Origin of the sequence: Pseudomonas sp. MIL19, assembly GCF_028680365.1 — a bacterium.
GTDB classification, from domain to species: Bacteria; Pseudomonadota; Gammaproteobacteria; order Pseudomonadales; family Pseudomonadaceae; genus Aquipseudomonas; species Aquipseudomonas spirodelae.
Map to the genome: position 1 here is coordinate 1 of NZ_JAPPVG010000007.1, position 23,652 is coordinate 23,652.

At 59.5% G+C, this 23,652-nt stretch carries 20 protein-coding genes; 9 read left to right on the forward strand and 11 right to left on the reverse strand.

The annotated features are described in order from the left end of the window. Positions 1 to 71: 71 nt before the first annotated feature. The 4 genes from ltrA to N1078_RS06755 all read right to left on the reverse strand — a co-directional run bounded on the left by ltrA (position 72) and on the right by N1078_RS06755 (position 7,399). Positions 72 to 1,493: a group II intron reverse transcriptase/maturase gene (gene ltrA, locus N1078_RS06740; RefSeq protein ID WP_042920460.1), complete on the reverse strand. Its 1,422-nt coding sequence runs from the start codon at positions 1,491 to 1,493 to the stop codon at positions 72 to 74. A 482-nt stretch (positions 1,494 to 1,975) separates the two neighbouring features. Next, positions 1,976 to 3,343 (reverse strand): DUF1329 domain-containing protein, encoded by a 1,368-nt coding sequence (locus N1078_RS06745; RefSeq protein WP_274087440.1) that lies wholly within the window; start codon positions 3,341 to 3,343, stop codon positions 1,976 to 1,978. A gap of 30 nt (positions 3,344 to 3,373) precedes the next feature. After that, positions 3,374 to 5,344 (reverse strand): DUF1302 domain-containing protein, encoded by a 1,971-nt coding sequence (locus tag N1078_RS06750; protein WP_274087441.1) that lies wholly within the window; start codon positions 5,342 to 5,344, stop codon positions 3,374 to 3,376. 372 nt (positions 5,345 to 5,716) lie between these two features. Further along, on the reverse strand, positions 5,717 to 7,399 hold the full coding sequence (locus N1078_RS06755; protein ID WP_274087442.1) for a fatty acid--CoA ligase: 1,683 nt from the start codon (positions 7,397 to 7,399) through the stop codon (positions 5,717 to 5,719). A gap of 172 nt (positions 7,400 to 7,571) precedes the next feature. On the opposite strand from N1078_RS06755, the gene N1078_RS06760 reads away from it, so the two are divergent. Beyond that, complete coding sequence (locus tag N1078_RS06760) at positions 7,572 to 8,747, forward strand: thiolase family protein (RefSeq protein WP_274087443.1); 1,176 nt, start codon at positions 7,572 to 7,574, stop codon at positions 8,745 to 8,747. 68 nt (positions 8,748 to 8,815) lie between these two features. On the opposite strand, the gene N1078_RS06765 is transcribed toward N1078_RS06760, so the two are convergent. From N1078_RS06765 to N1078_RS06785, 5 genes are all read right to left on the reverse strand, one after another. After that, positions 8,816 to 9,973 (reverse strand): phospholipase D-like domain-containing protein, encoded by a 1,158-nt coding sequence (locus N1078_RS06765; RefSeq protein WP_274087444.1) that lies wholly within the window; start codon positions 9,971 to 9,973, stop codon positions 8,816 to 8,818. A gap of 109 nt (positions 9,974 to 10,082) precedes the next feature. Further along, positions 10,083 to 10,421, reverse strand: coding sequence for an amidase (locus N1078_RS06770; RefSeq protein WP_274087445.1), 339 nt, complete (start codon positions 10,419 to 10,421; stop codon positions 10,083 to 10,085). Beyond that, entirely contained in the window at positions 10,418 to 11,542 is a 1,125-nt protein-coding gene (locus tag N1078_RS06775) for a serine hydrolase domain-containing protein (protein ID WP_274087446.1), read from the reverse strand. The genes N1078_RS06770 and N1078_RS06775 overlap by 4 nt, the downstream gene beginning before the upstream one ends. 122 nt (positions 11,543 to 11,664) lie before the next feature. Further along, positions 11,665 to 12,450: an MBL fold metallo-hydrolase gene (locus N1078_RS06780; protein ID WP_274087447.1), complete on the reverse strand. Its 786-nt coding sequence runs from the start codon at positions 12,448 to 12,450 to the stop codon at positions 11,665 to 11,667. Between the two features lie 190 nt (positions 12,451 to 12,640). Then, complete coding sequence (locus N1078_RS06785) at positions 12,641 to 13,528, reverse strand: acyl-CoA dehydrogenase family protein (RefSeq protein ID WP_274087448.1); 888 nt, start codon at positions 13,526 to 13,528, stop codon at positions 12,641 to 12,643. Between the two features lie 140 nt (positions 13,529 to 13,668). Between N1078_RS06785 and olsB the strand changes: the two genes are divergently transcribed. Both olsB and N1078_RS06795 read left to right on the forward strand, forming a co-directional pair. Further along, the gene (gene olsB, locus N1078_RS06790) at positions 13,669 to 14,427 is read left to right on the forward strand and encodes an L-ornithine N(alpha)-acyltransferase (protein WP_274087449.1); all 759 of its coding nucleotides are present in this window, start codon (positions 13,669 to 13,671) and stop codon (positions 14,425 to 14,427) included. Between the two features lie 82 nt (positions 14,428 to 14,509). After that, positions 14,510 to 15,298, forward strand: a complete 789-nt coding sequence (locus tag N1078_RS06795; RefSeq protein WP_274087450.1) for a lysophospholipid acyltransferase family protein — start codon at positions 14,510 to 14,512, stop codon at positions 15,296 to 15,298. On the opposite strand, the gene N1078_RS06800 is transcribed toward N1078_RS06795, so the two are convergent. Then, positions 15,295 to 15,879 (reverse strand): acyl carrier protein phosphodiesterase, encoded by a 585-nt coding sequence (locus N1078_RS06800; RefSeq protein ID WP_274087451.1) that lies wholly within the window; start codon positions 15,877 to 15,879, stop codon positions 15,295 to 15,297. The genes N1078_RS06795 and N1078_RS06800 overlap by 4 nt on opposite strands. Positions 15,880 to 16,007: 128 nt before the next feature. Here N1078_RS06800 and N1078_RS06805 point away from each other — a divergent pair, with 128 nt between their 5' ends. The 6 genes from N1078_RS06805 to codA all read left to right on the forward strand — a co-directional run bounded on the left by N1078_RS06805 (position 16,008) and on the right by codA (position 22,777). Then, complete coding sequence (locus N1078_RS06805) at positions 16,008 to 16,310, forward strand: ArsR/SmtB family transcription factor (protein WP_274087452.1); 303 nt, start codon at positions 16,008 to 16,010, stop codon at positions 16,308 to 16,310. A gap of 37 nt (positions 16,311 to 16,347) precedes the next feature. Further along, positions 16,348 to 17,514 (forward strand): MFS transporter, encoded by a 1,167-nt coding sequence (locus N1078_RS06810; RefSeq protein ID WP_274087453.1) that lies wholly within the window; start codon positions 16,348 to 16,350, stop codon positions 17,512 to 17,514. 17 nt (positions 17,515 to 17,531) lie between these two features. After that, a complete protein-coding gene (locus N1078_RS06815) occupies positions 17,532 to 18,581 on the forward strand; it encodes an alkene reductase (RefSeq protein ID WP_274087454.1) in 1,050 nt (349 codons plus the stop codon). 448 nt (positions 18,582 to 19,029) lie between these two features. Further along, positions 19,030 to 20,304: a cytosine permease gene (gene codB, locus N1078_RS06820; protein WP_274087455.1), complete on the forward strand. Its 1,275-nt coding sequence runs from the start codon at positions 19,030 to 19,032 to the stop codon at positions 20,302 to 20,304. Next, positions 20,301 to 21,542, forward strand: coding sequence for a PucR family transcriptional regulator (locus N1078_RS06825; RefSeq protein WP_274087456.1), 1,242 nt, complete (start codon positions 20,301 to 20,303; stop codon positions 21,540 to 21,542). Before codB ends, N1078_RS06825 begins: the two co-directional genes overlap by 4 nt. Next, on the forward strand, positions 21,539 to 22,777 hold the full coding sequence (gene codA / locus N1078_RS06830; protein ID WP_274087457.1) for a cytosine deaminase: 1,239 nt from the start codon (positions 21,539 to 21,541) through the stop codon (positions 22,775 to 22,777). The genes N1078_RS06825 and codA overlap by 4 nt, the downstream gene beginning before the upstream one ends. A 3-nt stretch (positions 22,778 to 22,780) precedes the next feature. Here codA and N1078_RS06835 read toward each other — a convergent pair whose 3' ends face one another. Then, positions 22,781 to 23,650 (reverse strand): efflux RND transporter periplasmic adaptor subunit, encoded by an 870-nt coding sequence (locus N1078_RS06835; protein ID WP_274087458.1) that lies wholly within the window; start codon positions 23,648 to 23,650, stop codon positions 22,781 to 22,783. Positions 23,651 to 23,652: the final 2 nt, after the last annotated feature.

The window sequence follows — 23,652 nt, forward strand, 5'->3', positions numbered from 1 at the left end:
ATCGGGTAGGAGGCGGCCTCACGGCCGCCGTCCTCCCACACCACCGTGCGTACGGTTCCGTACACGGCGGTTCAGGCCATGCGGTTAAGCCGATTGATCGTATCCAGTATCGAGACCAGTCCAAGTCTGTCCCATAGCTTCTTCGGCAGCGCCTGATTCATATGCGGCGCTCCTGAGTTCCACCACGGGCCTCGGCCATTGAAGGCCGACTTGCAGGCACGCTCCTCGCTCAATCCCAGGCGCATCAGGTTGCGCGCCCTCGTAGAGGGCTGCTTCCATTGCCGCCAGATGACACAGCGAAGTTTGTGCCTGACCCAGCCATCCAGCTCTTCCAGTGGACGCTTGCTCTGGCTGAGCTTGAAGTAGCCTGCCCAGCCTCGCAGCACCGGGTTTACCCGCTCGATGACATTCGCCATCTTGTGGCCCCGCACCCCTCGCAGCAGTTCCCTGAGACGGTCGCGCACACGGCGCAGGCTCATGGTTGCCACTCGCAGTCTAGGCTGCGAGTGCCAACTCATCCCATACCCCAGGTAGTCGCATTTCCACGACCCAGCCACGCGACTCTTGTCCCGATTCAGTCTCAGTTTCAGACGGTGATTCAGGAACCGCTCGACACTGGCCAGCACTCGTTCGCCAGCACGCGGACTACGGACATAAATGTTCGCGTCATCGGCATAGCGCACGAAGCGATGGCCTCGCCGCTCCAACTCACGGTCGAGTTCATCGAGCAGGATGTTCGACAGCAGCGGCGAAAGCGGGCCGCCTTGCGGCGCCCCCTCCTGCCGATGGCTGACAACCCCGCCCGACATGACGCCCGCTTCGAGGTAACGGCGGATGAGTCTGAGCACCTGTTTGTCTTCGACATGGCGCTCAACACAGAACATCAGGATGTCGTGGTTGACCCGATCAAAGAACTTCTCCAGATCGAGTTCCACGCAACACCTATGACCCGCCGCCACATGGGTGCGGGCCATCTCGACAGCCTGGTGAGCGCTTCTGCCCGGACGGAAGCCGTAGCTATAGTCCGAGAACAGCGGATCGAAGATCGGCGTGAGCTGTTGCAGCAGGGCTTGCTGGATCAGGCGATCCACGACACTGGGAATGCCCAGTTGCCGCATACCGCCCTGCGGTTTGGGAATTTCGACCGCCCGCACTGCCTGGGGATGGTATTCACCTGCCAGCAGCCTGACCTTCAGGATGGGCCAATACTGTTTCACGTAGCCTGCCAAGTCGGCGACNGTCATGCCATCGGCACCCGGCGCCCCCTTGTTGCTGACCACGCGCTGATACGCACGCTTGAGATTCGCCGGTGCAAGCACCCGCTCCATCAGCGTGTCCGGCTCCGCGTTCATCCACGTCACCGACGCCGCCGATACCTCTGCGCTGTCAGGCGTCATCCTCGGCCTCTGGCCGGGACTCGGGGTGACAGTCTTCTCTTGGAGAAATTTCTGCATTTCGGTTATCGACGAGACGCTGACGCCTACTGGCGGCATGACCTGTTCGGCCCTTGATGGCGTGGTTGACCGCCACTTACTACGGCCTCGGCTGACTTCTGCACGCCCATCCCGTCGCCTCTCGACAATCGGTAGCACAATGGCAAGCGTACAGATCTCCCAGGGTAATTCGCGCGACCTTCCTGCTTATGCCTGTCGGATCTACGTCGCAGCGTTCCGTGCAAGTATCGGGCTTTGGCGATTATGGCCACCTCACCCCGCTGCGCCGCCTCATCCGCTTCCTGTTCGTCAGGCCAGCATTTTGCCTCGGGCTTCCTTCAGATTCGCAGTCGCCCGCGACACCCTTGCCTTCAGCTAACACTTCCCCTTGCCGGGTGTGTAGAGGACTTTCACCTCCAAGTCGCCAGGCTCACCACCACAGTGAACCCGACAGCGCCAGTCACGGCGCTACGCGCCATGCCTGGCGCACCATAAAAAAACCGGCCCTCTCAGGCCGGTCTTTTATGCCGCTTTACTCAGGTTTAGCGAACGCCCGCCTGGCGCAGGGCCGCAGGGGTGTAATCGCTTTCCTTAGCCGGATAGTCGAACTCGTAAGCGCTCTTCTCTTCGTTCTTCATACCCAGAGCCAGGTAACGACCGGACAGCAGGTCATACAGGGTCTCTACGCTGTACCACGGCACTTTCTTGTCGTAGTAGTACTGAGCATGGGCTTCAGCCACACGCCACAAAGTACCGCGACCGTCATAGTGGTCAATTACAGCTGCTTGCCAGGTATCTTCGTCGAGATAGAAGTCACGCTTGGCATAGATATGACGCTCGCCTGACTTCAGGGTTGCAGTCACATTCCATACGCGGTGCAGTTCGTAACGGGTCAGGTCCTGGTTGATGTGACCAGCTTTGATGATCTCGTCGTATTTCAGCTTCGGCGAGTCCAAACGATAGCTGTTGTAAGCAATATAGATATCCTTCTTACCGTTGAGCTTCCACTCGTAGCGGTCAGGTGCGCCGTTATACATGTCGAAGTTGTCGGAGGTACGTAGGCCATCGGCGGCAGTACCTGGGCCGTCGTAAGACACCTGTGGTGCACGCCGCACACGACGTTGACCAGCGTTGTAGAGCCAAGCCAGACGCGGTTCCTTCACCTGGTTAAGTGTTTCGTGTACCAACAACACGTTGCCGGCCAGACGCGACGGCGCCGTTACACGTTGCTTGAAGTAGAACAGCACGTTGCTTGGCTTGCTGGTGTCGGCATCTTTCAATGCACCCCGGAAGGTGAACTCATCCTGGAAGTAAACCAGGCTGTAGGAGCCATTGGCTTGCGGAGTCGCCTGAGTCACCAGACGCTTCACGCTGCCGCCACGGTAGCGGGTGATATGGTTCCAGATGGCTTCCAAACCGTCTTTCGGGATTGGGAAAGGAATGGCCTGATCGAAATTCTCAAGACCGTTACCGCCCTCAACCATCTTGGTATTCACAGCGTTTTTCTTCACTGCATCCAAGACAACATCCGGCATGGTGGCTGAACGATGAGTCGCGAAAACCGGCATTCTGTAGCTTTCCGGATAACGCTTGAACATCGCCAACTGGCCTGGGGTCAGCTTGTCTTTGTACTGATCCACGTTTTGCGCAGTAATGGTGAACAGCGGTTGCTCATTAGGGAACGGGTCCGCGAGAAAACCACCAGAATCAACAGCACCTGCGTTAGTAGGCAAACCACCCGTCCAGGCCGGGATCGAACCATCCGCATTGCCAGCCATTTCCGCACCAACAGGCGTCAGCGTAGTTCCCAGCTTGGCCGCTTCATCTGGCGATACTGCTGCCATCACACTGCTAGCCAGCAGCGTGAGTGTCAACGCGCCGGTTTTCAGCAGACTTTTTGTTGTTTTCATAGTCATAGTCGTCCTCAAAATCTCGTCCGCTTAGAAGTTCATACCAAAGCTGAGTGCTACGAAGTCGCGATCATCAACAGTCGAATACTTACCATCAAAGAAGTTGGTGTAAGAAAGGCTGGCGGTGTATGTATTTTGGTACTCAGCATCTAAGCCAAGGCTGACCGCTTTACGGCCTTCTTCAAAGTTACCACCTGGGCCAGGCGAGTAACCGTCAACGTCATGTGACCAGGCTACACTCGGCTTCAGGTTGATACCGGCGAACACATCCGGGTATTCCCAGATAGCACGTGCGCGGTAACCCCATGAGTCGGCCGTAGTAAACCCATCTTTGTCACAGGATTTACCCAGCAAACTGCCATTACTTTTCCCACCAGCAGTGCTGACGTTTACCGGACCACACATTGCACCAGCAGTGCCGAAAATCGGATCGCGGCCATAGCGAATATCATCGCTGCTTTCCAAGCCACCGACGTGAGTCCAGCCTACTTCACCCACCAAGGTTAGGCGGGATGCGCCCATAACTTGATCAAAAAAGTGAGTGAACGTGGTTTGCAACTGAGTGATTTCTTTGCGCTTATAACCGTGTAGTAACCCTTCCGAATCAGGACCTAGAGGCGACACTGCGTCATAAGGACTTAATGATCCTACTGGGTTCCCAGCATTCAAAATGCCAACATTTATTCCACGAAGACCCGCATACAAAATATCCGTGGAATTTAACTGCACAGGAGCATTCGGACGATAGCTAAGCTCTCCACTCCAAGCTGTACCAGTGGGCAAAGTGGTTGAAAAGCTTAAACCGTACAGTTTGATATCTTCAGGGTACTCAATGAAGTAGCCACCATTCGCAGCCATGGTAACCGCACCGATATTTGCAGCTGCAGGCACAGCTGCAGCATTGAAATTACCACTGGGGTTTGCTGCACCAGTAACGAGTGTATTTATTGCACGTGTAGCTCCAGCACTCGGCGATGCACCACTAAAAATCGGGGCACGGCTATGATAATTCATTGCATAGGCGCCAAACTCAGTATCGAGTGGCTCAAACATATAGCGGAAAGCCAACCCCCACTGACCGCTATCACGAGCGTCCACATCTCCACGGCGCGGAACGATTAGCCCCTCGCTGGTTGATGAAACCATTGCTGCATTGGTCCCAAGCGCTGTATTAAGAGCTTTCAAGTTCCCATTAATTGATGCCAATTGTGCCGGACTTAAAGAAGCCAGAACATTCAGATTCTGATCACAACCATCAGCAACGATATCCGCCTGAGCAAAGAACGTGCCGCAGTTGTCTGTTACCGTCTGGTCCCACTCAAGCTGGTAGAACGCCTCCATAGAGAGGTTTTCAGTCAGGCTTTGGGCAACATAGAACATATTAACTGGAATCAAGCCTTCCTTAATTTCCGCGCCAGGACGACGAAACGCTGACACATCAACCGGGTTGATTGAGTTAATACCGTTCTGGATAAAGGTACTCTCACCCCAACTAACAACTTGCTTGCCTAAGCGCACGGAACCCGGCTGATCAGCGATGGAGTAGTTGTGATAAACGAACGCATCGAGAATTTGGGCGCCAGAAGACTTCTGACCCTCTTTACGATTGTTGTCACTGATGTCTTTAAATTCGCGACCTTCATCTTTTAATTCAAAGTCATACCAATATTTGCCGCGAACAAATACACCGGTATCACCGTATTTCAACTCAAGGTCATGGATACCCTTGAAGATTTTGGAGAAAGTCTCTCCACGCTTGAAGTTCAGGTGACCGTCATCTGAGGTTTGCGACAGACCGCGACCACCGTTGTTAACACCGATCAGGTCTTTATCCGCTTTTTGCGTAGACCAGCTGGCGCCAACGGACATCGAGGAGTCGATTTGACCTTCGATCTCACCAATATTGAAGGTAACGCCGAATGCAGGGGCGGCGAGGGTGGATGCGAGGCTGACGGCCAGTGGCAGTCTTGCCAGGCGCCAGGTTTGTTTTGTTTTTGTCATCGACGCTACTCCATGTGTTTTTTTGTTATGGATGGTGCGGACTATAGCCAGCGGGTACTTCTCCTTGATCCCTCGAAAGGGTGATTTTTAGCTCCCAGGCACTCTGGCTCGCTGGTTTCAGCGTGCTCGCCACGACCGGCAGAGCCAAGAATGGTTTGAAGGGAGCAATTAGCAAGCCAAACGCTTGTTTGACTGAACAGTCACAAAAATCAATCTCGCTTGCAGTCACTGGTACAGCGCACAACGCCGCACAAGCAACTCTAAAAGCCGTCTAAAGAATCAACTTAAGCGCTTGATTTGCATGATCTAAATGACACTTAAAAGCTGCCGTGTAACGAACGCGGCCTAAGGCTGCGCCCGTTACAAAAATGCTTAAACAGTGGAGAGAAATGGACTACCGGCGGCCTGCCACTGAACGATATCCAGACGAATACGTTTCTTGTCGAGCTTACCGACGCTGGTCTTGGGAACTTCGGTAACAAGAGCAATTTGCGACGGTATCGCCCACTTGTTGATGCTGCCTTGATCGACAAACGGCTTGAGGTGTTCCTTCAGCCCCTTGGCATCCAGGCTCTGCCCTTCACGTAACACCAACAAAGCAAACGGCCGCTCGCCCCACTGCGGGTCGACCACACCCACCACAGCTACTTCTCGCACCGCGGGGTGACGGCTGATCAAGTCTTCCAGTGCTAGGGAGGAGATCCACTCGCCGCCGGTCTTGATCACATCCTTAATGCGGTCGCGGATATCGATAAAGCCGAAATCGTCGATGGTAGCCACGTCACCGGTGTGCAGCCAGCCGTGCTCCCACAGTTCAGCGCCCTTCTCCGGCTCGCGAAAGTAACCCTGAGTCAGCCACGGGGCACGCAGCACCAGCTCGCCCTGGCTTTCGCCATCAGCCGGTAACAGGGTGCCATCGGCAGACATAATGGCGGCTTCTACCAACGGAACGGGCACGCCGGCTTTGATTCGGTAAGTGGTGCGCTCGTCTTCGCTGCCGGCCATCAACTCATCATTGATATGTGCGCAGGAAATCAGCGGGCAGGTTTCTGACATACCGTAAGCAGCAGTCAGCTGAATGCCGCGCGCTTTAGCCGCGTCGTAGAGTGAGCGGTTGAGGGCGCTGCCGCCGATGATCATTTTCAACCCGCCGAAATCATGATCCTGAGCGATTGGGGCGTTCATCACCATTTGCAGAATGGTCGGCACACAGTGAGAAAAGGTGACCTTTTCCTGCTTGATCAGCTGGCACAGCATGTCCGGCTCATAACGACCGGGATAGACCTGTTTAACCCCCAGCATGGTGGCGACATAAGGGATGCCCCAGGCGTGCACGTGGAACATCGGGGTAATCGGCATGTACACATCGTTAGTACCCAGCAGGCGAATGCTGTCCAGGCTGCCCAGCACACTGGCCTCTGCCAGGGTATGCAATACCAGCTGACGGTGACTGAAGTACACGCCTTTGGGGTTGCCGGTGGTGCCGGTGGTGTAGAAGGTGGTGGCGATTGAGTTTTCGTCGAAATCTTGGAAGTCGTAGCGGGGGCTGGCCGCGGCGAGCAGGTTTTCGTATTCACCCACAAGGCCGCCCACGTCTGCGGACTTGTCCGCTGCGTCGGTGAGCAGAATGGTTTTCTCCACTGTGGTCAGCTGGCTTTCAATGCCTTTGTAGAGCGGTACGAACTCGCTGTTAACCAGCACGAACTTATCCTCGGCATGGTTCATGGTGTACAAAATCTGATCGGCCGAAAGGCGGATGTTGATGGTATGCAGCACCGCACCGATCATCGGGATGGCGAACATGCACTCCAGGTAGCGGTGACTGTCCCAGTCCATCACCGCCACGGTATCACCGGCTTTGACCCCCGCCTCAGTCAGCACGTTGGCCAGTCGGGCAATCCGCTCATTGAGGGTGGCGTAGCTGTAGCGCATCTGGTCGCGGTATACGATTTCACGACTTTTCTCATAACGAATACCGGACAACAGCAGGCGCTTGATCAACAAAGGAGCTTGATGAGCATTCGCGGCGGCGGGAATCAAACGGGTCTGCAGCATGGCGGTACCTTAATTCACGAGTTTTATCAGTGAGGCCAATTTAGAGCCCTCGGCGGTCGCCCAAATCAGCCCAAAGAATGATTTTCCGCATGACTCTTTGGGCATTTTTAGTCACGCAGTAGAATCAATGGTTCGTCATTGCGTTCATTTACCTCATATAGGAAGTTTTCCGATGTCCGATATTGTCATCGTCAGCGGCGCACGTACGCCGATGGGTGGTTTTCAAGGCAGCCTGTCGAGCGTTGCGGCGGTAGACCTGGGCGCAGCCGCTATTCGCGCGGCCGTTGAGCGCGCGGGCATTGCCCCGGCCGACGTGCAGGAAGTGATCATGGGCTGCGTGCTGCCGGCCGGCCTGAAACAAGGCCCGGCGCGCCAGGCGTCGTTGAATGCCGGCTTGCCGGCCGCCACGGGCTGCACCACCATCAACAAGCTCTGTGGTTCGGGCATGAAGGCGGTGATGCAGGCCTTTGATGCGCTCAAGGCTGGGAGCAATGAGGTGATGATCGCCGGCGGCATGGAAAGCATGTCCAACGCGCCCTACATCATGACCAAAGCCCGCGCGGGCCTGCGCATGGGGCATGGCGAGATCAAAGACCACATGTTCCTCGACGGCCTAGAAGATGCTCGCACGGGCCGCCTGATGGGCTCCTTCGCCCAGGAAACCGCCGACCAGTACGGCATCACCCGCGAGGAAATGGACGCCTATGCCATTGAATCGCTCAAACGCGCCCAAGCCGCCATCGCCAGCGGCGCGCTGAATGCGGAAATCGTCCCGATCACCGTCAGCGGCCGCAAGGGCGATGTACTGGTCAAAGACGATGAGCAACCATTGAACGCTAATTTGGAGAAGATCCCCGGCCTCAAGCCAGCCTTCCGCAAGGACGGCACAATCACCGCTGCCAATGCCAGCTCGATCTCCGACGGCGCCTCCGCCCTGCTGCTGATGACTGCCGACGAAGCCGCCAAACGTGGCCTCAAGCCGTTGGCGAAAATCGTCGCGCACGCGACCCAGAGCCAGGACCCGAGCGAGTTCACCATCGCGCCGATTGGCTCGATCACGACCCTGCTGAAGAAAACCGGCTGGAACAAGGCCGAGGTCGACCTGTTCGAAATCAACGAAGCCTTTGCCATGGTCACCATGCTGGCCATGCGTGAACACGGCCTGGATCACGCCAAGGTCAACATCTACGGCGGCGCCTGCGCCCAGGGTCACCCGGTCGGCTCCACCGGTTCGCGGATTATCCTGACCCTGATCAATGCGCTGAAAAACACCGGCGGCAAGCGCGGCATCGCCTCGCTGTGCATTGGCGGGGGTGAAGCGACGGCCGTGGCAGTCGAGCTGATTTAAGGCAATACAGCCTGCAACAGAGTGGCGCGCGCCCTTGCGTGCGCCGCCGCTCTGGGCAGCAGCCCGACTCAGCGACGACGATTTAACAGTTTGAACATCAGCTGATCCAAAATGCCCCAGATTTTCTGCTGCACGCGGATGTACCAAGGTCTGGCCAACCAGGCTTTGCCATCAATCAACTGGCTGTCGGCAAAGTCTCGCTCAAAGCACGCCGCCACGCTGGCGGTAAACGAGGGATCGAGCGCCTCAAGGTTGGCATCCAGGTTAAAGCGCAGGTTCCAGTGGTCGAAATTGCACGAGCCAATGCTCACCCAGTCGTCCACCAGCACCATCTTCAGGTGCAGAAAACGCGGCTGGTATTCGAATATCTGCACACCGGCCTTGAGCAAACTGGCGTAATAGCGCTGCCCGGCAAACCGGATGGGCGGATGATCCGTATTGTTACCGGCCAACAGCAGGCGCACATCAACACCCCGCGCAGCCGCTTGGCGCAGGACCCGGCGCACCCGCCACGTAGGGAGGAAATAAGGTGTGGCCAGCCAGATACGCCGCTTGGAGCTGCGCATCATGCGTACCAGCGAAAACAGAATGTCGCGATGCTGTACCGCATCGGCAAACGCGACACGGCCCAAGCCATCGCCCACAGCGGGTATTGCCAATAAAGTTTTCACACGCAATGGCAAGCGCGGTCGCCAGACGATCCAGCTTTGATCCACCCGCCACTGCCGTTCAAACAGCTGCAACCAGTCGGCCACCAGAGGGCCGCTGATTTCCACCATCACCTCATGCCAGCGGCTCTCGGCTTCACCTGGCAGCCAGAAGGCATCGGTGGCACCGGTGCCGCCGACAAACGCGAACTGCTCATCGACCACCAACACTTTGCGGTGGTCACGATGAAAGTTACGCACGCCATGCCGCCAGCGCACCGGGTTGTACCACCGCACCTGGATACCCGCGGCACCCAAGCGCTGACGGTCTGCCAGCAGCAAGCCTTGCCCGCCGTAGCCGTCAAACAGACAGCGCACCGTGACACCGCGCAGCGCCGCAGCACACAAGGCATCCAGCAACGCCGTGGCGCAGGCGCCGCTTTCCAGCAGATACAGCTCCAACTCAACATGGCGCTGAGCCGCATTAATACGTTTGAGCATTTGCGCGAAAAAACACGGTCCATCGACCAGCAGGCTTACCGCATTGCCGCGCCGCCAAGGGAATACGCTATAGGCCATGGGGCCCCACACAACACTGGGTTTCAGGCATGACAGGTCACGGAAAACAACGAAGAGGCCACCATAGCTGCCCTGCCCGGCAATGCAAGCCTGCGCAATGGCGTTGGCCTCAAGGCTTGGGTAACGCAGCGGGTTCGGGCAGCAGCTGACAACCCTGGCGCAGGCTCAGCCACTGCGCACTGTGCGTACGGCCCAGACCGCGAGCCGTAACGCGCTTATGCGCTGCATCATCCCAAAAGCCTGACAACGGCACGTACTGCGCCACGTAAGCCTCGCAATAATCCGCCGGATTGTTGGCCACGTAGCGGCATGAGCAATATTCCTTGGCTGAGTACGCGCCGATGATGTCGGGGAAGGCTTGCAGATGGGCGCGGTTTTGCCAGATCAAGGCGGCGAGCAACAACACGATCAGCAACAACACTGCACTGAACGGGCGACGACGGATCATGGCTGCACCTCAGTGGCCATGGCCGCGAGTACCAGTTTGAGGAAGTGATTGCGATCAAAGCTAGCATCACGATCATCGGCGTAACGCACAATCACCAGCTTCTCGTCAGGCAACACATACAAACCCTGCCCCCAGTGGCCTGAGGCGACCAACATGTTGCTCGGTGCATCCGGCCAAGGTTTACCCGCGCCAGCCACCGCCACGTTAAGCCACCATTGCCCGCCAGGCACCGCGTCACCAGGCTTCTCGGCCTGCGGCTGGTAATTGGCAAACGGCGTGCGGTTGAATTCGACCCAGGCCTTGGGCAGCAACTGCTGCTCGCCCCAGCGGCCATCGCGCTGCATCAGCAGGCCAACGCGGGCCAGGTCACGGGCACTCATGTAAGCGTAAGACGAGCCGACAAAGGTGCCCGCGGCATCGCGCTCCCACACCGCCGTCTTGATCCCCAACGGGTCAAACAGTGCAGTCCAGGGGTAATCGGCATAAGCCTCGGCGCCGACCATATTCTTCAATGCCGCAGCCAGTACGTTGCTGTCGCCACTGGAATAGCGAAAGCGCTGACCCGGTTCGGCGTCGGCGCTGTGTGCGGCCGTGAAAGCTGCCATATCGCTGCGCCCACGGGTGTAGAGCATCGCCACCACTGAGGATTTCAGCGGCGCGTATTCATAGTCTTCCTGCCAGTCCAGGCCCGAAGCCCAGTTGAGCAGGTGGCCGATTTTCACCTGCGGATGTGCGGCAAATGGCGGGTAGTAATCGGCCACCGGGGCATCCAGACGGAAACGCCCTTCACCGTAGGCGACTCCCATGGTGGTCGCCAACAGGCTCTTGGCCATCGACCACGTCAGGTGCGCGGTATCGGCCGTGGTGGGCGCGGCATAACGCTCGTACACCACTTGGCCATCACGTATCACCAGCAGGGCATCGGTGCGCACGCCCTGGCGGGTCGCGTCATCGCGGGTCGGGAAGGCGTAACGTTCAAGCTCACTGAGCGCGGCACTGGGCAGCGTCGGCTGGCTGGCCCAGTCGTCAGCTGGCCAGTTTTCGGCCTGCGCGGTCGCGCCACCCAGACCGAAGACACACGCCAGTATCAGCCGTCGTGCGGGAAACAGAGTGAAGGACATGGCGCCGCCTCTACAAGGATCGAAGGCGGCACCCTAGCATGGCGTCGATGACGACAAAAAGCGTCGAACGCGCCTGTTTATCCGGCGATTCGGCGCGAAACGTCAGTGCACTTAGCCGCCGATTACTTGGGTAGGCGGTAGTCTTCGGGGCCCATCAGGTCCATGCCGCATTCGAGGTTTTCGATCCAGTAGAGAAAAGCATTGATCATTTCCGCGCCGATAAACGGCCGCCCGTGTTGCGGCACGATCATCGCCACATCCATCTCGCGCACCATGGCCGCCCACAGTCGGCAAACCTTGTTGCCGGCCATGTAGCGCCGGTGAAAGCCGAGCATGTTCGGCACATGGTTGACGAAGTCCGTCACCGGGTGCGCGTCATCCACCAGGGAGGCGCCCATATCGCCAGAGAAGAGGATTTTGCTCACCGGGTCATACAGCTGGAAGTTACCCACCGAGTGCAGAAAGTGCGCCGGCACTGCTTTGAGCTTGCATTTGCCGAGGGCAAACGACTGGCCGCGATCCGGCAGTGCGATGATCCGGTCAAAGGTGTTGATGCCACGGCTGAGTGCCAGATAGTTGGCCGTCAGGTGCGGCAGAAAGCGCGCCCACAGCTTGGAGCAAATCACCTGCGCGCGGGTGTGCAGCAGCCATTTGTCCAGCGAGGCGATGATGTCCGGGTCCTGGTGCGACGCGAAGATGTAGGTCAGGTCCTGCACCGGGATGTGCTTGGACAGCTCCATCGACAGCGGCGTGTAGGTCAAGTCGCCGCCCGGATCGAGCAGTAGGTATTGCTCGTTGTCGGTGATCAGAAACTGGTTGGACTGCACGCCCTCACCGCTGACCAAGTCATCGAACATCATGCACTGATGCTCGCCGTTATCGAACAGCACTATAGGCTCGCGTCGCATGGCAGGCTCTCTCCCGAAAGGCGGCGAGCTTAATGCTGAAGCGAGCCGGCCTTACTGATCTGGATCAAGCCGACATGGCATGCGTTCGTTACGACTCATAAACCGCTGATCTCTATTTCGTCGTGGCTGGATAGCGCGCCATCCACCCTACATCTGAGCAAACGCTCGCGGATACATCCCAGGCATTGCATTACAGCGTTGTACCAAGCACTGCCAAAGCCTTCTCCAAGCGCTTGCGCCGCGCACTGTTGGCTATTGACAGCAGGCCCTTGTCGCGTTGCCACAACTGCGCCCAGTGCCAGTCGCCGGCGGCAAAGGCGGCATCCAGCTCACCACCCAGGCTGTCGAACTGGGCAAACAGACCGGCCAGCAGCAGATGGCTGCCAGCTGCGCTCGGGCATTGCCGCGCCATTTCTGCACAACCGGCCAACAGGCCAAGTAGGCGTAGCTGCAAGGCTTGCGGCCAGCTTGAGTCCTGGCCTACGGCAAACAGCCAAGCCGTCAATGCCGCCAGCACATGGGTGTCTTCCAGCGTGCGAAAGGGTTTCACGTAGTCATCCCAGCCATCACCCGGCAGGCGTTCGCAATGCGCCTCGTGCAGGTGCAAACGGCCATGGCTGATGTCCGGCATCAGCGGCAACGCTGGCAAGGTCTCGACGTGCACGCCCGGCGCGCCGTTGCGCACCACACCCAGCGCCAGCCTTACCGGCTGGCCGGGTTCATCCTCACGCGCGGCCACCAGCAGCCAGTCGGCGGCTTCAGCAGCGGTGACGAAATCCTTGCGTCCGGTGAGCGTCAGTGCGCTGATCCGCGTGCTCATGTCCGCCGTCTGGGTGCTGCGGTTTTCAGTCACGCACAACGCGCCCAACGTCCAGGGCGCAGCCGGCCAGAGTGCGCGCAACGCGCCTTGGTAACCGGCAAGAAACGCCAACCCCGGCGTTGCCGCCAAGCGCCCGCCGAGCACCGCCAGCTGCAACGGCGTCGGGTTAGCGCTGCGTTCGAGCAGGCTGGCGTACCACGCCTCTAGGCCCACGACGGGCAGACGCGCCTGCGGGCTCAACAATTGTTGCCAGTGCATGCATTGCTCCTTGTTGGCGTTATCTGTCACACAAGCATCACCAAAGCTTAACGGTGATGACACCACCGCTACCTAGCCTGAGCTTGCCCAACAAGATCGACCGGCCGCAAGACAAAAAACCGGCTTACGGAGACTCAGGCATGACTCAGATGGCAATCACCCGCGACCGCACTACTCCAGCACGGCGCCTGCAGGCCGAGCGTTTACTCGGTGCTGCCGCGCTACGCGAAGCCCAGGCCTTGCGCTTTCGCGTATTCAGCGCCGAGTTCGACGCCAAGCTCAAGGGTGCCGAGCAGGGTCTGGACATGGATGACTATGACATTCACTGCCAGCACATCGGCGTGCGTGACATGAACAGCGGCCAACTGGTGGCCACCACGCGTCTGCTCGATCATCAGGCCGCAGCCAGCCTGGGGCGCTTCTACAGCGAAGAAGAATTCAGCCTGCATGGCCTCGTGCACCTCGAAGGGCCCGTACTGGAAATCGGCCGCACCTGCGTTGACCCCGCCTACCGCAACGGCGCGACCATTGCCGTGCTCTGGGGCGAACTGGCCGAAGTACTCAATGAAGGCGGCTACCGCTACCTGATGGGCTGCGCCAGCATCTCTATGCAAGACGGCGGCATCCAAGCCCAGGCCATCATGCAGCGCTTACGAGAGCGCTACCTGTGCACCGAACACCTGCGCGCCGAGCCGAAGACCCCGCTGCCGGCGCTGGATGTGCCGAGCAACGTGATCACCGAAATGCCGCCACTGCTCAAAGCCTATATGCGCCTGGGTGCGAAGATCTGCGGCGAGCCGTGCTGGGACCAGGACTTCCAGGTCGCAGATGTGTTTATCCTGCTCAAGCGTGATGAGCTTTGTCCGCGCTATGCCAAACACTTTAAGGCAGCGGTATAAGCGCCCGTCGAGCACAGTTGCGCAACTCGCCGGCACGCTGTAGACAGTGCCGCCGTTTGTGTCTTGGCAACGAGAGAGCCTGATGAAGAAATTGCGTTTATACCTGCGCTTAGCGCGCCTGTTGGCAGTGATCAGCCTTGGCACCCTATTGGCGGCGGGCATCACCTTGCTAGAGCGCCTGGTACGGCATGACCTGATGCCAACCCGCCAACGCCTGACTCGCTGGTTTCTCGCACGTTTGGCGGCGGCGCTGCCGTTCCGTCTGCAGGTGCAGGGTGAGCTACCGCAGCAGCCGATGCTGTGGGTCAGCAATCACGTGTCCTGGACCGATATCCCGCTGCTCGGCATGCTCACTCCGCTGTCGTTTCTGTCCAAGGCCGAGGTGCGCAGTTGGCCCGTCGCAGGCTGGCTGGCACTCAAGGCAGGCACCCTGTTTATCCGCCGCGGCTCGGCGGATAGCGGGCTGCTCAATCAACAACTCGGCAACCACTTGCAGCAAGGGCGCAACCTGCTGATCTTCCCCGAAGGCACCACCACCGATGGCCTCGATCTGCGCACCTTTCACGGCCGCCTGCTGAGCAGCGCCATCGACAGCGGCGTCGCGGTGCAACCGGTGGCCATCCGTTACCTGCGCGGAGGCCAGCCGTGCAGCGTGGCGCCGTTTATTGGTGATGACGATATGCTCTCGCACCTGCTGCGCTTGCTCGGCAGTGACCTGGCTGAGGTGCAGATCCAGCTGCTCACGCCGATTGCCAGCGCCGAGCTGAGTCGCAATGCCCTGGCGCGCGCCGCACAGCAATCGATCCGGCAGGCACTGTTTGGTGCAGCCGAGGCTGAGCGGCCAGTAGCCATTCAAGACCAGGCCGCTTAATCCGCCAACCCTCGCTCACGGGCAACAAAGGCCTGTAGCTCGGGATAAAACTGCTGAAAATCCGCCAGCAGCGGCTGGTACAGCCGCTGCAACTCAGGCATCGCACCCTCCAACCCTTGTGGGCGCGACAGGCGTCGCTGAATCCCGCCGACCACCTGCTCCAGCACGGCAAATTCACGGTAACTGCCCAACCAGTCCTGCGCCGCCATACGTGGCGCAATCAGCGCCAGGCGCTCAGGCAAACGCGGCTCGGTATTGAGCACCTGATAAACCCGCCCGGTGAAGATAGGCAAAGGCTCGGCGGCGTAGTCGGTCCAGTTCAGCGCCAGGCAGTGATCGAAAAACACGTCCAGCAGAATCCCGGCATAACGTCGCCGCTCGGCAGGGAAACGCGCCCGCGCCTGCAACTGCAGCGGATGGCTGTCGGTAAACACATCAATGCGCCGGTGCAGGCGAATCGCCGCTTCGATATCCGCCGGCCACTGCCCGGCCAGCGGCCCTTTGACGAAATCGCCATACAGGCTACCGAGCAATTGAGCCGGCGCGTCGCCGCCGAGGTGTAAATGCGCGAGGTAATTCATGCCTTACAGCTTACACATCAGCACCCGTGATGATGACTATCGTCACGAACGATCTGTATATCGTCAGTGACCGATATAAGGTTCGCCCCATCGCGATATGGCGTGACAGCACACACGGGACGACCCGCATGCAACTCGACATTGATGAAGTGATCAAAGCCCTGTCCCACCCAGTGCGACGCGACATCCTGCAATGGCTGAAAGACCCGCAGGCGTATTTCGCCGACCAGGACCACCCGCTGGACATCGGCGTTTGCGCCGGGCAAATCGACCAACGCACCGGGCTGTCGCAGTCGACAGTGTCCGCGCACCTGGCGACCTTGCAACGCGCCGGCCTGATCAGCAGCAGAAAGGTCGGCCAGTGGAATTTCTTCAAACGCAATGAAGAGACCATCCAGGCGTTCCTCACGCACATCAGCCAAACGCTTTAAACCTAACCCTTATTCATCTTTATCAGGAACTGACGGCATGCCTACAGCGCTTCTCGTCCTCGCTTTATCCGCGTTTGCCATCGGCACCACGGAATTCGTCATCATGGGTCTGCTGCCGGAAGTGGCTGGCGACCTCGGCGTATCGATCCCCGGTGCCGGTTGGCTGGTGACCGGTTACGCCCTCGGCGTGGCCATCGGCGCGCCCTTTATGGCGCTGGTCACCTCCAGCTGGCCGCGCAAAGCCGCGCTACTGACGCTGATGAGCATCTTTATCGGCGGCAATCTATTCTGTGCCCTGGCCAGCGACTATCAAATGCTGATGCTGGCGCGGGTGATCACCGCCCTCTGCCATGGCGCGTTCTTTGGTATCGGCTCGGTGGTGGCCGCCAGCCTGGTGCCGGCTAACCGCCGCGCCTCGGCCGTGGCGCTGATGTTCACCGGCTTGACCCTGGCCAATGTGCTCGGCGTGCCGCTGGGCACCGCCTTGGGCCAATACGCCGGCTGGCGCTCGACCTTTTGGGCGGTCACGGTGATCGGTGTGATCGCATTGATCGGTTTGTGGCGCGTACTGCCGAATAAAACCGATGAAGTGAAGGCCGATTTTGCCAGCGAGGTGCGCGCCCTGCGCGGGGCTGGGTTGTGGCTGGCGCTGAGCACCACGGTCATGTTCTCCGCGTCGATGTTTGCCCTGTTCACCTATATCGCACCGCTGCTCGGTGATGTCACCGGCGTGTCACCCAACGGCGTGACCTGGACCCTGCTGCTGATCGGCCTTGGCCTGACCCTGGGCAACGTGCTCGGCGGCCGCCTGGCTGACCGCAATTTGAAAGCCACCCTGCTCGGCGTATTCGTCGCCATGGCCGTGGTCTCGACTCTGTTCAGCTGGACCAGCCAGGCGCTGATCCCGGCCGAAGTCACCCTGTTCCTCTGGGCCATCGCCGCCTTTGCCGCCGTACCCGCCTTGCAGGTCAATGTGGTGGCCTTCGGCAGCGGCGCCCCGAACCTGGTCTCGACCCTGAATATTGGCGCCTTCAACCTCGGCAATGCCCTCGGCGCCTGGGTGGGTGGCCTGGTGATTGCCGAAGGTTTTGGCCTCACCCGCGTGCCCCTGGCAGCAGCAGCCCTGGCTTTACTGGCGCTGCTCGCCACCCTGCTGACCTTCAGCACCCGTACGCCTGCACCTGAACTTGCACTCAACGAATAACCTGAGAGGACCGTCCCATGACTACGCTTTTTGACCCGATCAAGATCGGCGACCTTGAACTGAACAACCGCATCATCATGGCCCCGCTGACCCGCTGCCGCGCCGACGAAGGCCGCGTGCCCAACGCGATGATGGCCGAGTACTACGTGCAGCGCGCCTCAGCTGGCCTGATCATCAGCGAAGCCACCGCCGTGACGCCGATGGGCGTCGGCTACCCGGACACCCCCGGCATCTGGTCGGATGAACAGGTGCGTGGCTGGAGCAACATCACCAAGGCTGTGCATGCCGCCGGCAGCAAAATCGTCCTGCAGCTGTGGCACGTCGGCCGGATCTCCGACCCGATTTACCTGAATGGTCAGCTGCCAGTCGCGCCGAGCGCCATCCAGCCGGCTGGGCACGTCAGCCTGGTGCGTCCGATGAAGGACTACGTCACCCCGCGCGCCCTGGAAACAGAAGAAATCGCCGACATCGTCGACGCCTATCGCCTGGGCGCGGAAAACGCCAAAGCCGCCGGTTTTGATGGCGTGGAAATCCACGGCGCCAACGGTTACCTGCTCGACCAGTTCCTGCAAAGCAGCACCAACCAGCGCACTGACCGCTACGGCGGCAGCCTGGAAAACCGTGCGCGCCTGCTGCTGGAAGTCACCGATGCCGCGATTGAAGTCTGGGGCGCTGGCCGCGTGGGTGTGCACCTGGCACCGCGCGCCGACTCCCATGACATGGGCGACGCCAACCGCGCCGAGACCTTTACCTACATCGCGCGCGAGCTGGGCAAACGCGGCATCGCCTTTATCTGCGCCCGTGAGAAAGAAGCCGACGACAGCCTGTCGCCAAGCCTGAAAGAAGCCTTCGGCGGCGTGTTTATCGCTAACGAACGCTTCACCAAAGATCAGGCCAACGCCTGGCTGCAAAGTGGTAAGGCCGATGCCGTGGCCTTCGGCATTCCATTTATCGCCAACCCAGACCTGCCAGCCCGCCTGGCGCAAGACGCCGAACTGAACACCCCGCACCCAGAAACCTTCTATGGCAAAGGCCCAGTCGGCTACCTCGACTACCCGACGCTGTAAACCAAGTGGCTAGCCGCCTCAAGCCTAGAATCGAATAGGTTCCAGACCTGAAAACGCCCGGTGCATTGCATCGGGTGTTTTCAAATGCGCTATGCCTCGCCGTCATCTACGCGAAAAATTTGCTGCGCCCCCCCTATTGCGGGTCAGTTCGACACTGACTGGCGCTACGACGTGGTGATCAGTGACATCAAGACGTTTGCCAGCTTAGTTGCTCGCTTGCATCCGCTCATGACCCGAACCAAATGTGTGCAAACCAGTCACGACCTGCCCCGTTGCAGACCAGCCTGTTCACTTGTCACAAAAAAATGTTTGAAAAAACAGATAAACCCGCACTTTATTGTGCAAATTGCACAACTATCCTTGTACTTCTCGCCCAGGCATATGCCCCTAGATAAAGTGGCACGTTGCCTGCAAATGCCAGGTTCTTACCCACTCTGGAGAGATGGACATGAGCCAAGCCCCGCAAGACAGCGACTACCCCCTGAGTGAAGTGCCAAGTGGCGCCCGCAAAGGACTGCTATCAACCTCCGTTCTGCTGTTCGGCTTCACCTTCTTTACCGCTACCATGTTTGCCGGCGGCAAGATTGGCATGGCCTTCGACTTCAAAACCCTCATATGGGCCGCAGTGCTCGGTAACTTGCTGCTTGGGCTTTATGCGGCCGCACTGGGCCTGATCGCCTGCCGTAGCGGTCTCAACTCGGTGCTAATGGGGCGTTTCTGCTTCGGCGAGATGGGGAGCAAACTGTCAGACTTCCTCCTCGGCTTCACACAAATTGGCTGGTATGCCTGGGGTACTGCGACCATTGCTCTGGTGCTGGTACGCCTACTCGGCCTGCCCGAGGGGCTGACTATTCCGCTGATGGTGCTGTTTGGCTTTGGCTTCTGCATCACCGCCTTTATTGGCTACCGTGGCCTTGACCTGCTGTCACGTGTGGCGGTGCCGGCGATGCTGGTTCTGCTGGTTTCATCGCTGTGGATTGCTACGCGTGATGCAGGTGGCTGGACAGCATTGCTGGCCATCGAGCCCAAGGACAGCATGACGCTGAGCATGGCCATCACCCTGGTCTTCGGCACCTTCGTCAGCGGTGCGACCCAGGCCACCAACTGGACCCGCTTCGCCAAAAGCGGCCGCGTGGCGGTGTTTTCGAGCCTGATCGGCTTCTTTATCGGCAACGGTTTGATGATCATCGCCGGTGCCTATGGGGCCATCGTTTACCAACAACCGGATGTGGTTGAAGTGCTGGTACTGCAAGGCCTGTCCATGGCCGCCGTGGTGATGCTGTTCCTTAATCTGTGGACCACTCAGGACAACACCATCTACAACTTCGCCGCTGCCGGCTGCAACATGCTGCGCACAGACCGCCGCAAAACCGTGACCCTGGTCGGCGCCGGCATCGGCACCCTGCTGGCCATCGGCGGCATGTACGAAATGCTGATTCCGTTCCTGATCCTGCTTGGCTCAATCATTCCGCCCATCGGTGGGGTCATCATGGCCAACTATTTCTACTGCCATAAACAGCACTACCCGAAACTGGCCGAGGCGCAATTACCGGCCTTCAACTGGACTGGGCTTGGCGCCTACCTAATCGGTGCAGTGTGCGCGTACCTATCGCCCTGGGTTGCCCCCATCGTTGGCATTCTGGTCGGCGCGCTTGCTCATATCGTGCTGTTTGAAGTGCAACGTGCGCTGAACGGTCAACTGCAGGCCAAAGCCAACCCATGAGCCTACGCGTGGCTGACGTGCTCGCCCTCCCTGGTCTGCAAAGCCTGCAGTTACGGGCCGGCGCTGCTGGGCTGGACAACCCGGTACGCTGGCCATACGTGGCCGAGAACGAAGGTATTGCCGATTGGGTGATGGGCGGCGAGCTTATTTTCGTGACTGGCATCAACCACCCGCGCAACGAAGCCAACCTGCTGCAGCTGGTGCGTGAAGGCCACCAGCGGGTGGTCGCCGGCCTGGTCATTCTGACCGGCGAGGAGTTTATCCAGCACATCCCCCGCTCGGTGATCGACGAGGCCGAGCACCTCGGCCTCCCGCTACTGGAGCAGCCCTACCAGTTAAAAATGGTCATCGTCACCCAGGCCATCGGTACGGCACTGGTCGAGGAGCAAGTGCTCGGCCGCTCGCGCCAGCATGTGCTGGAACAGCTATTGGAGGGCGACTATCGCTCGCTGGAGGTGCTACTGCAGCGCGCCAACAACCTGCGCCTGCCGTTAGCGGTGCCGCGCCAGGTGGCGCTGTTCAAGCTCGAAGGTGGCGAGCGTTTATTCAGCACCGAACCGCCAGATCAAGCCGAACGTCAGCTGCAAAGCCACCGCCAGCAACTGCAACGCCAGTTAGAACAGAGCCTGAGTGAACTCGGTGACGCCCTGGCACCAATCTGCCAAGGCGAGCATTGGATCGCCCTGCTACCCGCCCGCGACAGCCAACACGAGCAACGCAATCGACGCGCCATGATGAAACTGCTGGAGCAGCTCAATCAGCAACTGGCACCGCTGCGCCTGTTTCTCGGCCTAAGCGACGGTGATCACCGCCCTGAACACTATGCCCACGGCCTGAGTGAAGCGCGCCAGGCCTTGGTCGCGGCGCAATCGTTCCCCGAGCGCCTAGGGCTTTGCAGTTTCAACGAACTGGGCGTGCTTGAATTGCTCGGCGCAATTCGTGACCGCACCCTGCTCGACCGCTTCGTCGAGAACATACTCGGTGCCCTGATCGGCGATGATTCGCGCCACGAACCCGTGCTAATGCCGACCCTGGAGGCGTGGTTCCATGAGAACGGTAACCTGGCCTTGGCCGCCCAGCGTCTGGCCGTACACCGCAACACCCTAGGCCATCGCCTGCAACGTATCGAAGCCCTGACCGGCTGTTCATTCGACGATCCGCATGATCGCCTGAACATCGCCGTAGCCCTGCAAATCTGGCGGCTCTCGCCGCCGCGAAGTACAAGGAATAGTGGATGAACATCGTCAACGCCCGCCTACGCAAGCAACCCGGCTTGTACCGCATCGAACTGGACGGTGAGCGCATTGCCGCGATCACGGAGCAGCCGGCCCTCGTTGCTGCCACGGCCAACGACCTGGACGCCGCCGGCAACCTGGTCACTGCGCCCTTTATCGAGCCACACATTCACCTCGACGCCACCCTCACTGCCGGCGAACCCGCCTGGAACATGAGCGGCACGCTGTTTGAAGGGATCGAGCGCTGGGGTGAGCGCAAGGCGTTGGTCACCCATGAAGACACCAAGCAGCGGGCGCGCAAGACCATCGACATGCTGGTCGACCATGGCATCCAGCACGTGCGCACCCACGTCGACGTGACCGACCCGACGCTCGCCGCGCTAAAAGCGATGGTCGAGGTACGCGAAGAGGTGCGTCACCTGATCGACCTGCAGATTGTGGCCTTCCCCCAAGAAGGTATCGAATCCTTCGCCAACGGCCGCGCATTGATGGAGCAGGCGATAGCCCTCGGCGCCGATGTGGTGGGCGGCATTCCGCACTTTGAGAACACCCGTGACCAGGGCGTTAGCTCAATCAAGTTCCTCATGGACTTAGCCGAGCGCACCGGTTGCCTGGTGGATGTGCATTGCGACGAAACCGACGATCCGCACTCGCGGTTTCTCGAAGTGCTGGCCGAGGAAGCGCGCGTGCGCGGCATGGGTGAGCGCGTGACTGCCAGCCACACCACGGCTATGGGTTCTTACGACAACGCTTATTGCTCAAAGCTGTTCCGCCTGCTCAAGCAATCGCAGATCAACTTTATCTCCTGCCCTACCGAGAGTATCCACCTGCAAGGTCGCTTCGACAGCTTCCCCAAGCGCCGCGGCCTGACTCGCGTGGCGGAGCTTGATCGGGCGGGGATGAACGTCTGCCTGGCGCAGGACTCCATCGTCGACCCTTGGTACCCACTGGGTAACGGCAACATCCTGCGTATTCTCGAAGCCGGCCTGCACATCTGCCACATGCTCGGTTACGACGATCTGCAGCGCTGCCTGGACTTCATCACCGACCACAGCGCGAAAACCCTGAACCTGGGCGAGCGTTATGGATTGGCGGTAGGGCGCCCGGCGAATGTGCTGATTCTGTCCGCGCCTGACGATTATGAAATGCTGCGCAGCCAGGGCCACGCGCTGGTTTCGATCCGTGCAGGCAAGGTGCTGATGCAGCGCACACCCGCGCAGATCAGCCGCCTCGGCTAGGCCTTAATCACGCGGGGCTGGCGGGGCAACCCTGACGCTGGCCGACATCCCCGCACTCAGGGGTACATCCTGCGGCAGGCTCTGCAACTCGATACGCACCGGAATCCGTTGGGCTAAACGCACCCAGTTAAAGGTGGGCTCAACGTTGGCCAGCAGCTGCGCATCTACCACTGCGTTGCGGTCGGTGATGCCGCGGCTGATGCTTTGCACCTTGCCCTGCAGCGGCTCATTGCTACTCATCAAGATCACCTCGGCTGCCGCACCGACTTGAATGCCGGGCAACTTGGTTTCCTCAAAATAGGCCTGCACATAGAAGGAGCCGTCGGCCACCAGCGCCATCACCGCCTGCCCGGCCTGCACATAGTTGCCCTGGGCCAATTGCAAGTTAGTGACCTGACCGTCACGCGGGGCGCGTACTTCGCTGCGCTGCAGATTAAGCACGGCCACCTTCACATCCGCCTCAGCCTGCTGAAGCTCGGCACGGGCGATTTGCGCGGTGATCAGCGCGTTTTCACGCAACTCCGCACTGATGGCCTGCGTGCCTAAACGGGCGCGCCGACTGGCCTCGTGTTGCCGCAGGTTTAGCTGCTGGCGACGGGTCTCCGCCATTGCCCGCGCCTTGTCCAGAGCGGCCTGATAGCGCTCACGGTCAATCGTCATCAACAGATCACCAGCCTTGACCTGCTGGTTATCCTGCACCTGCAGTTCGACGACCCAGCCGGACACATCCGGGGCAATGGTCACCACATCGGCGCGCACCCGGGCGTCACGGGTCCAGGGTGAAAACATATAGAAGTGCCACAGCCACCAGCCGGCCAGCACGGCCACTAAGACAACGACTAGGGTCACGACCACGCGGGGAAGTGCATTCATTT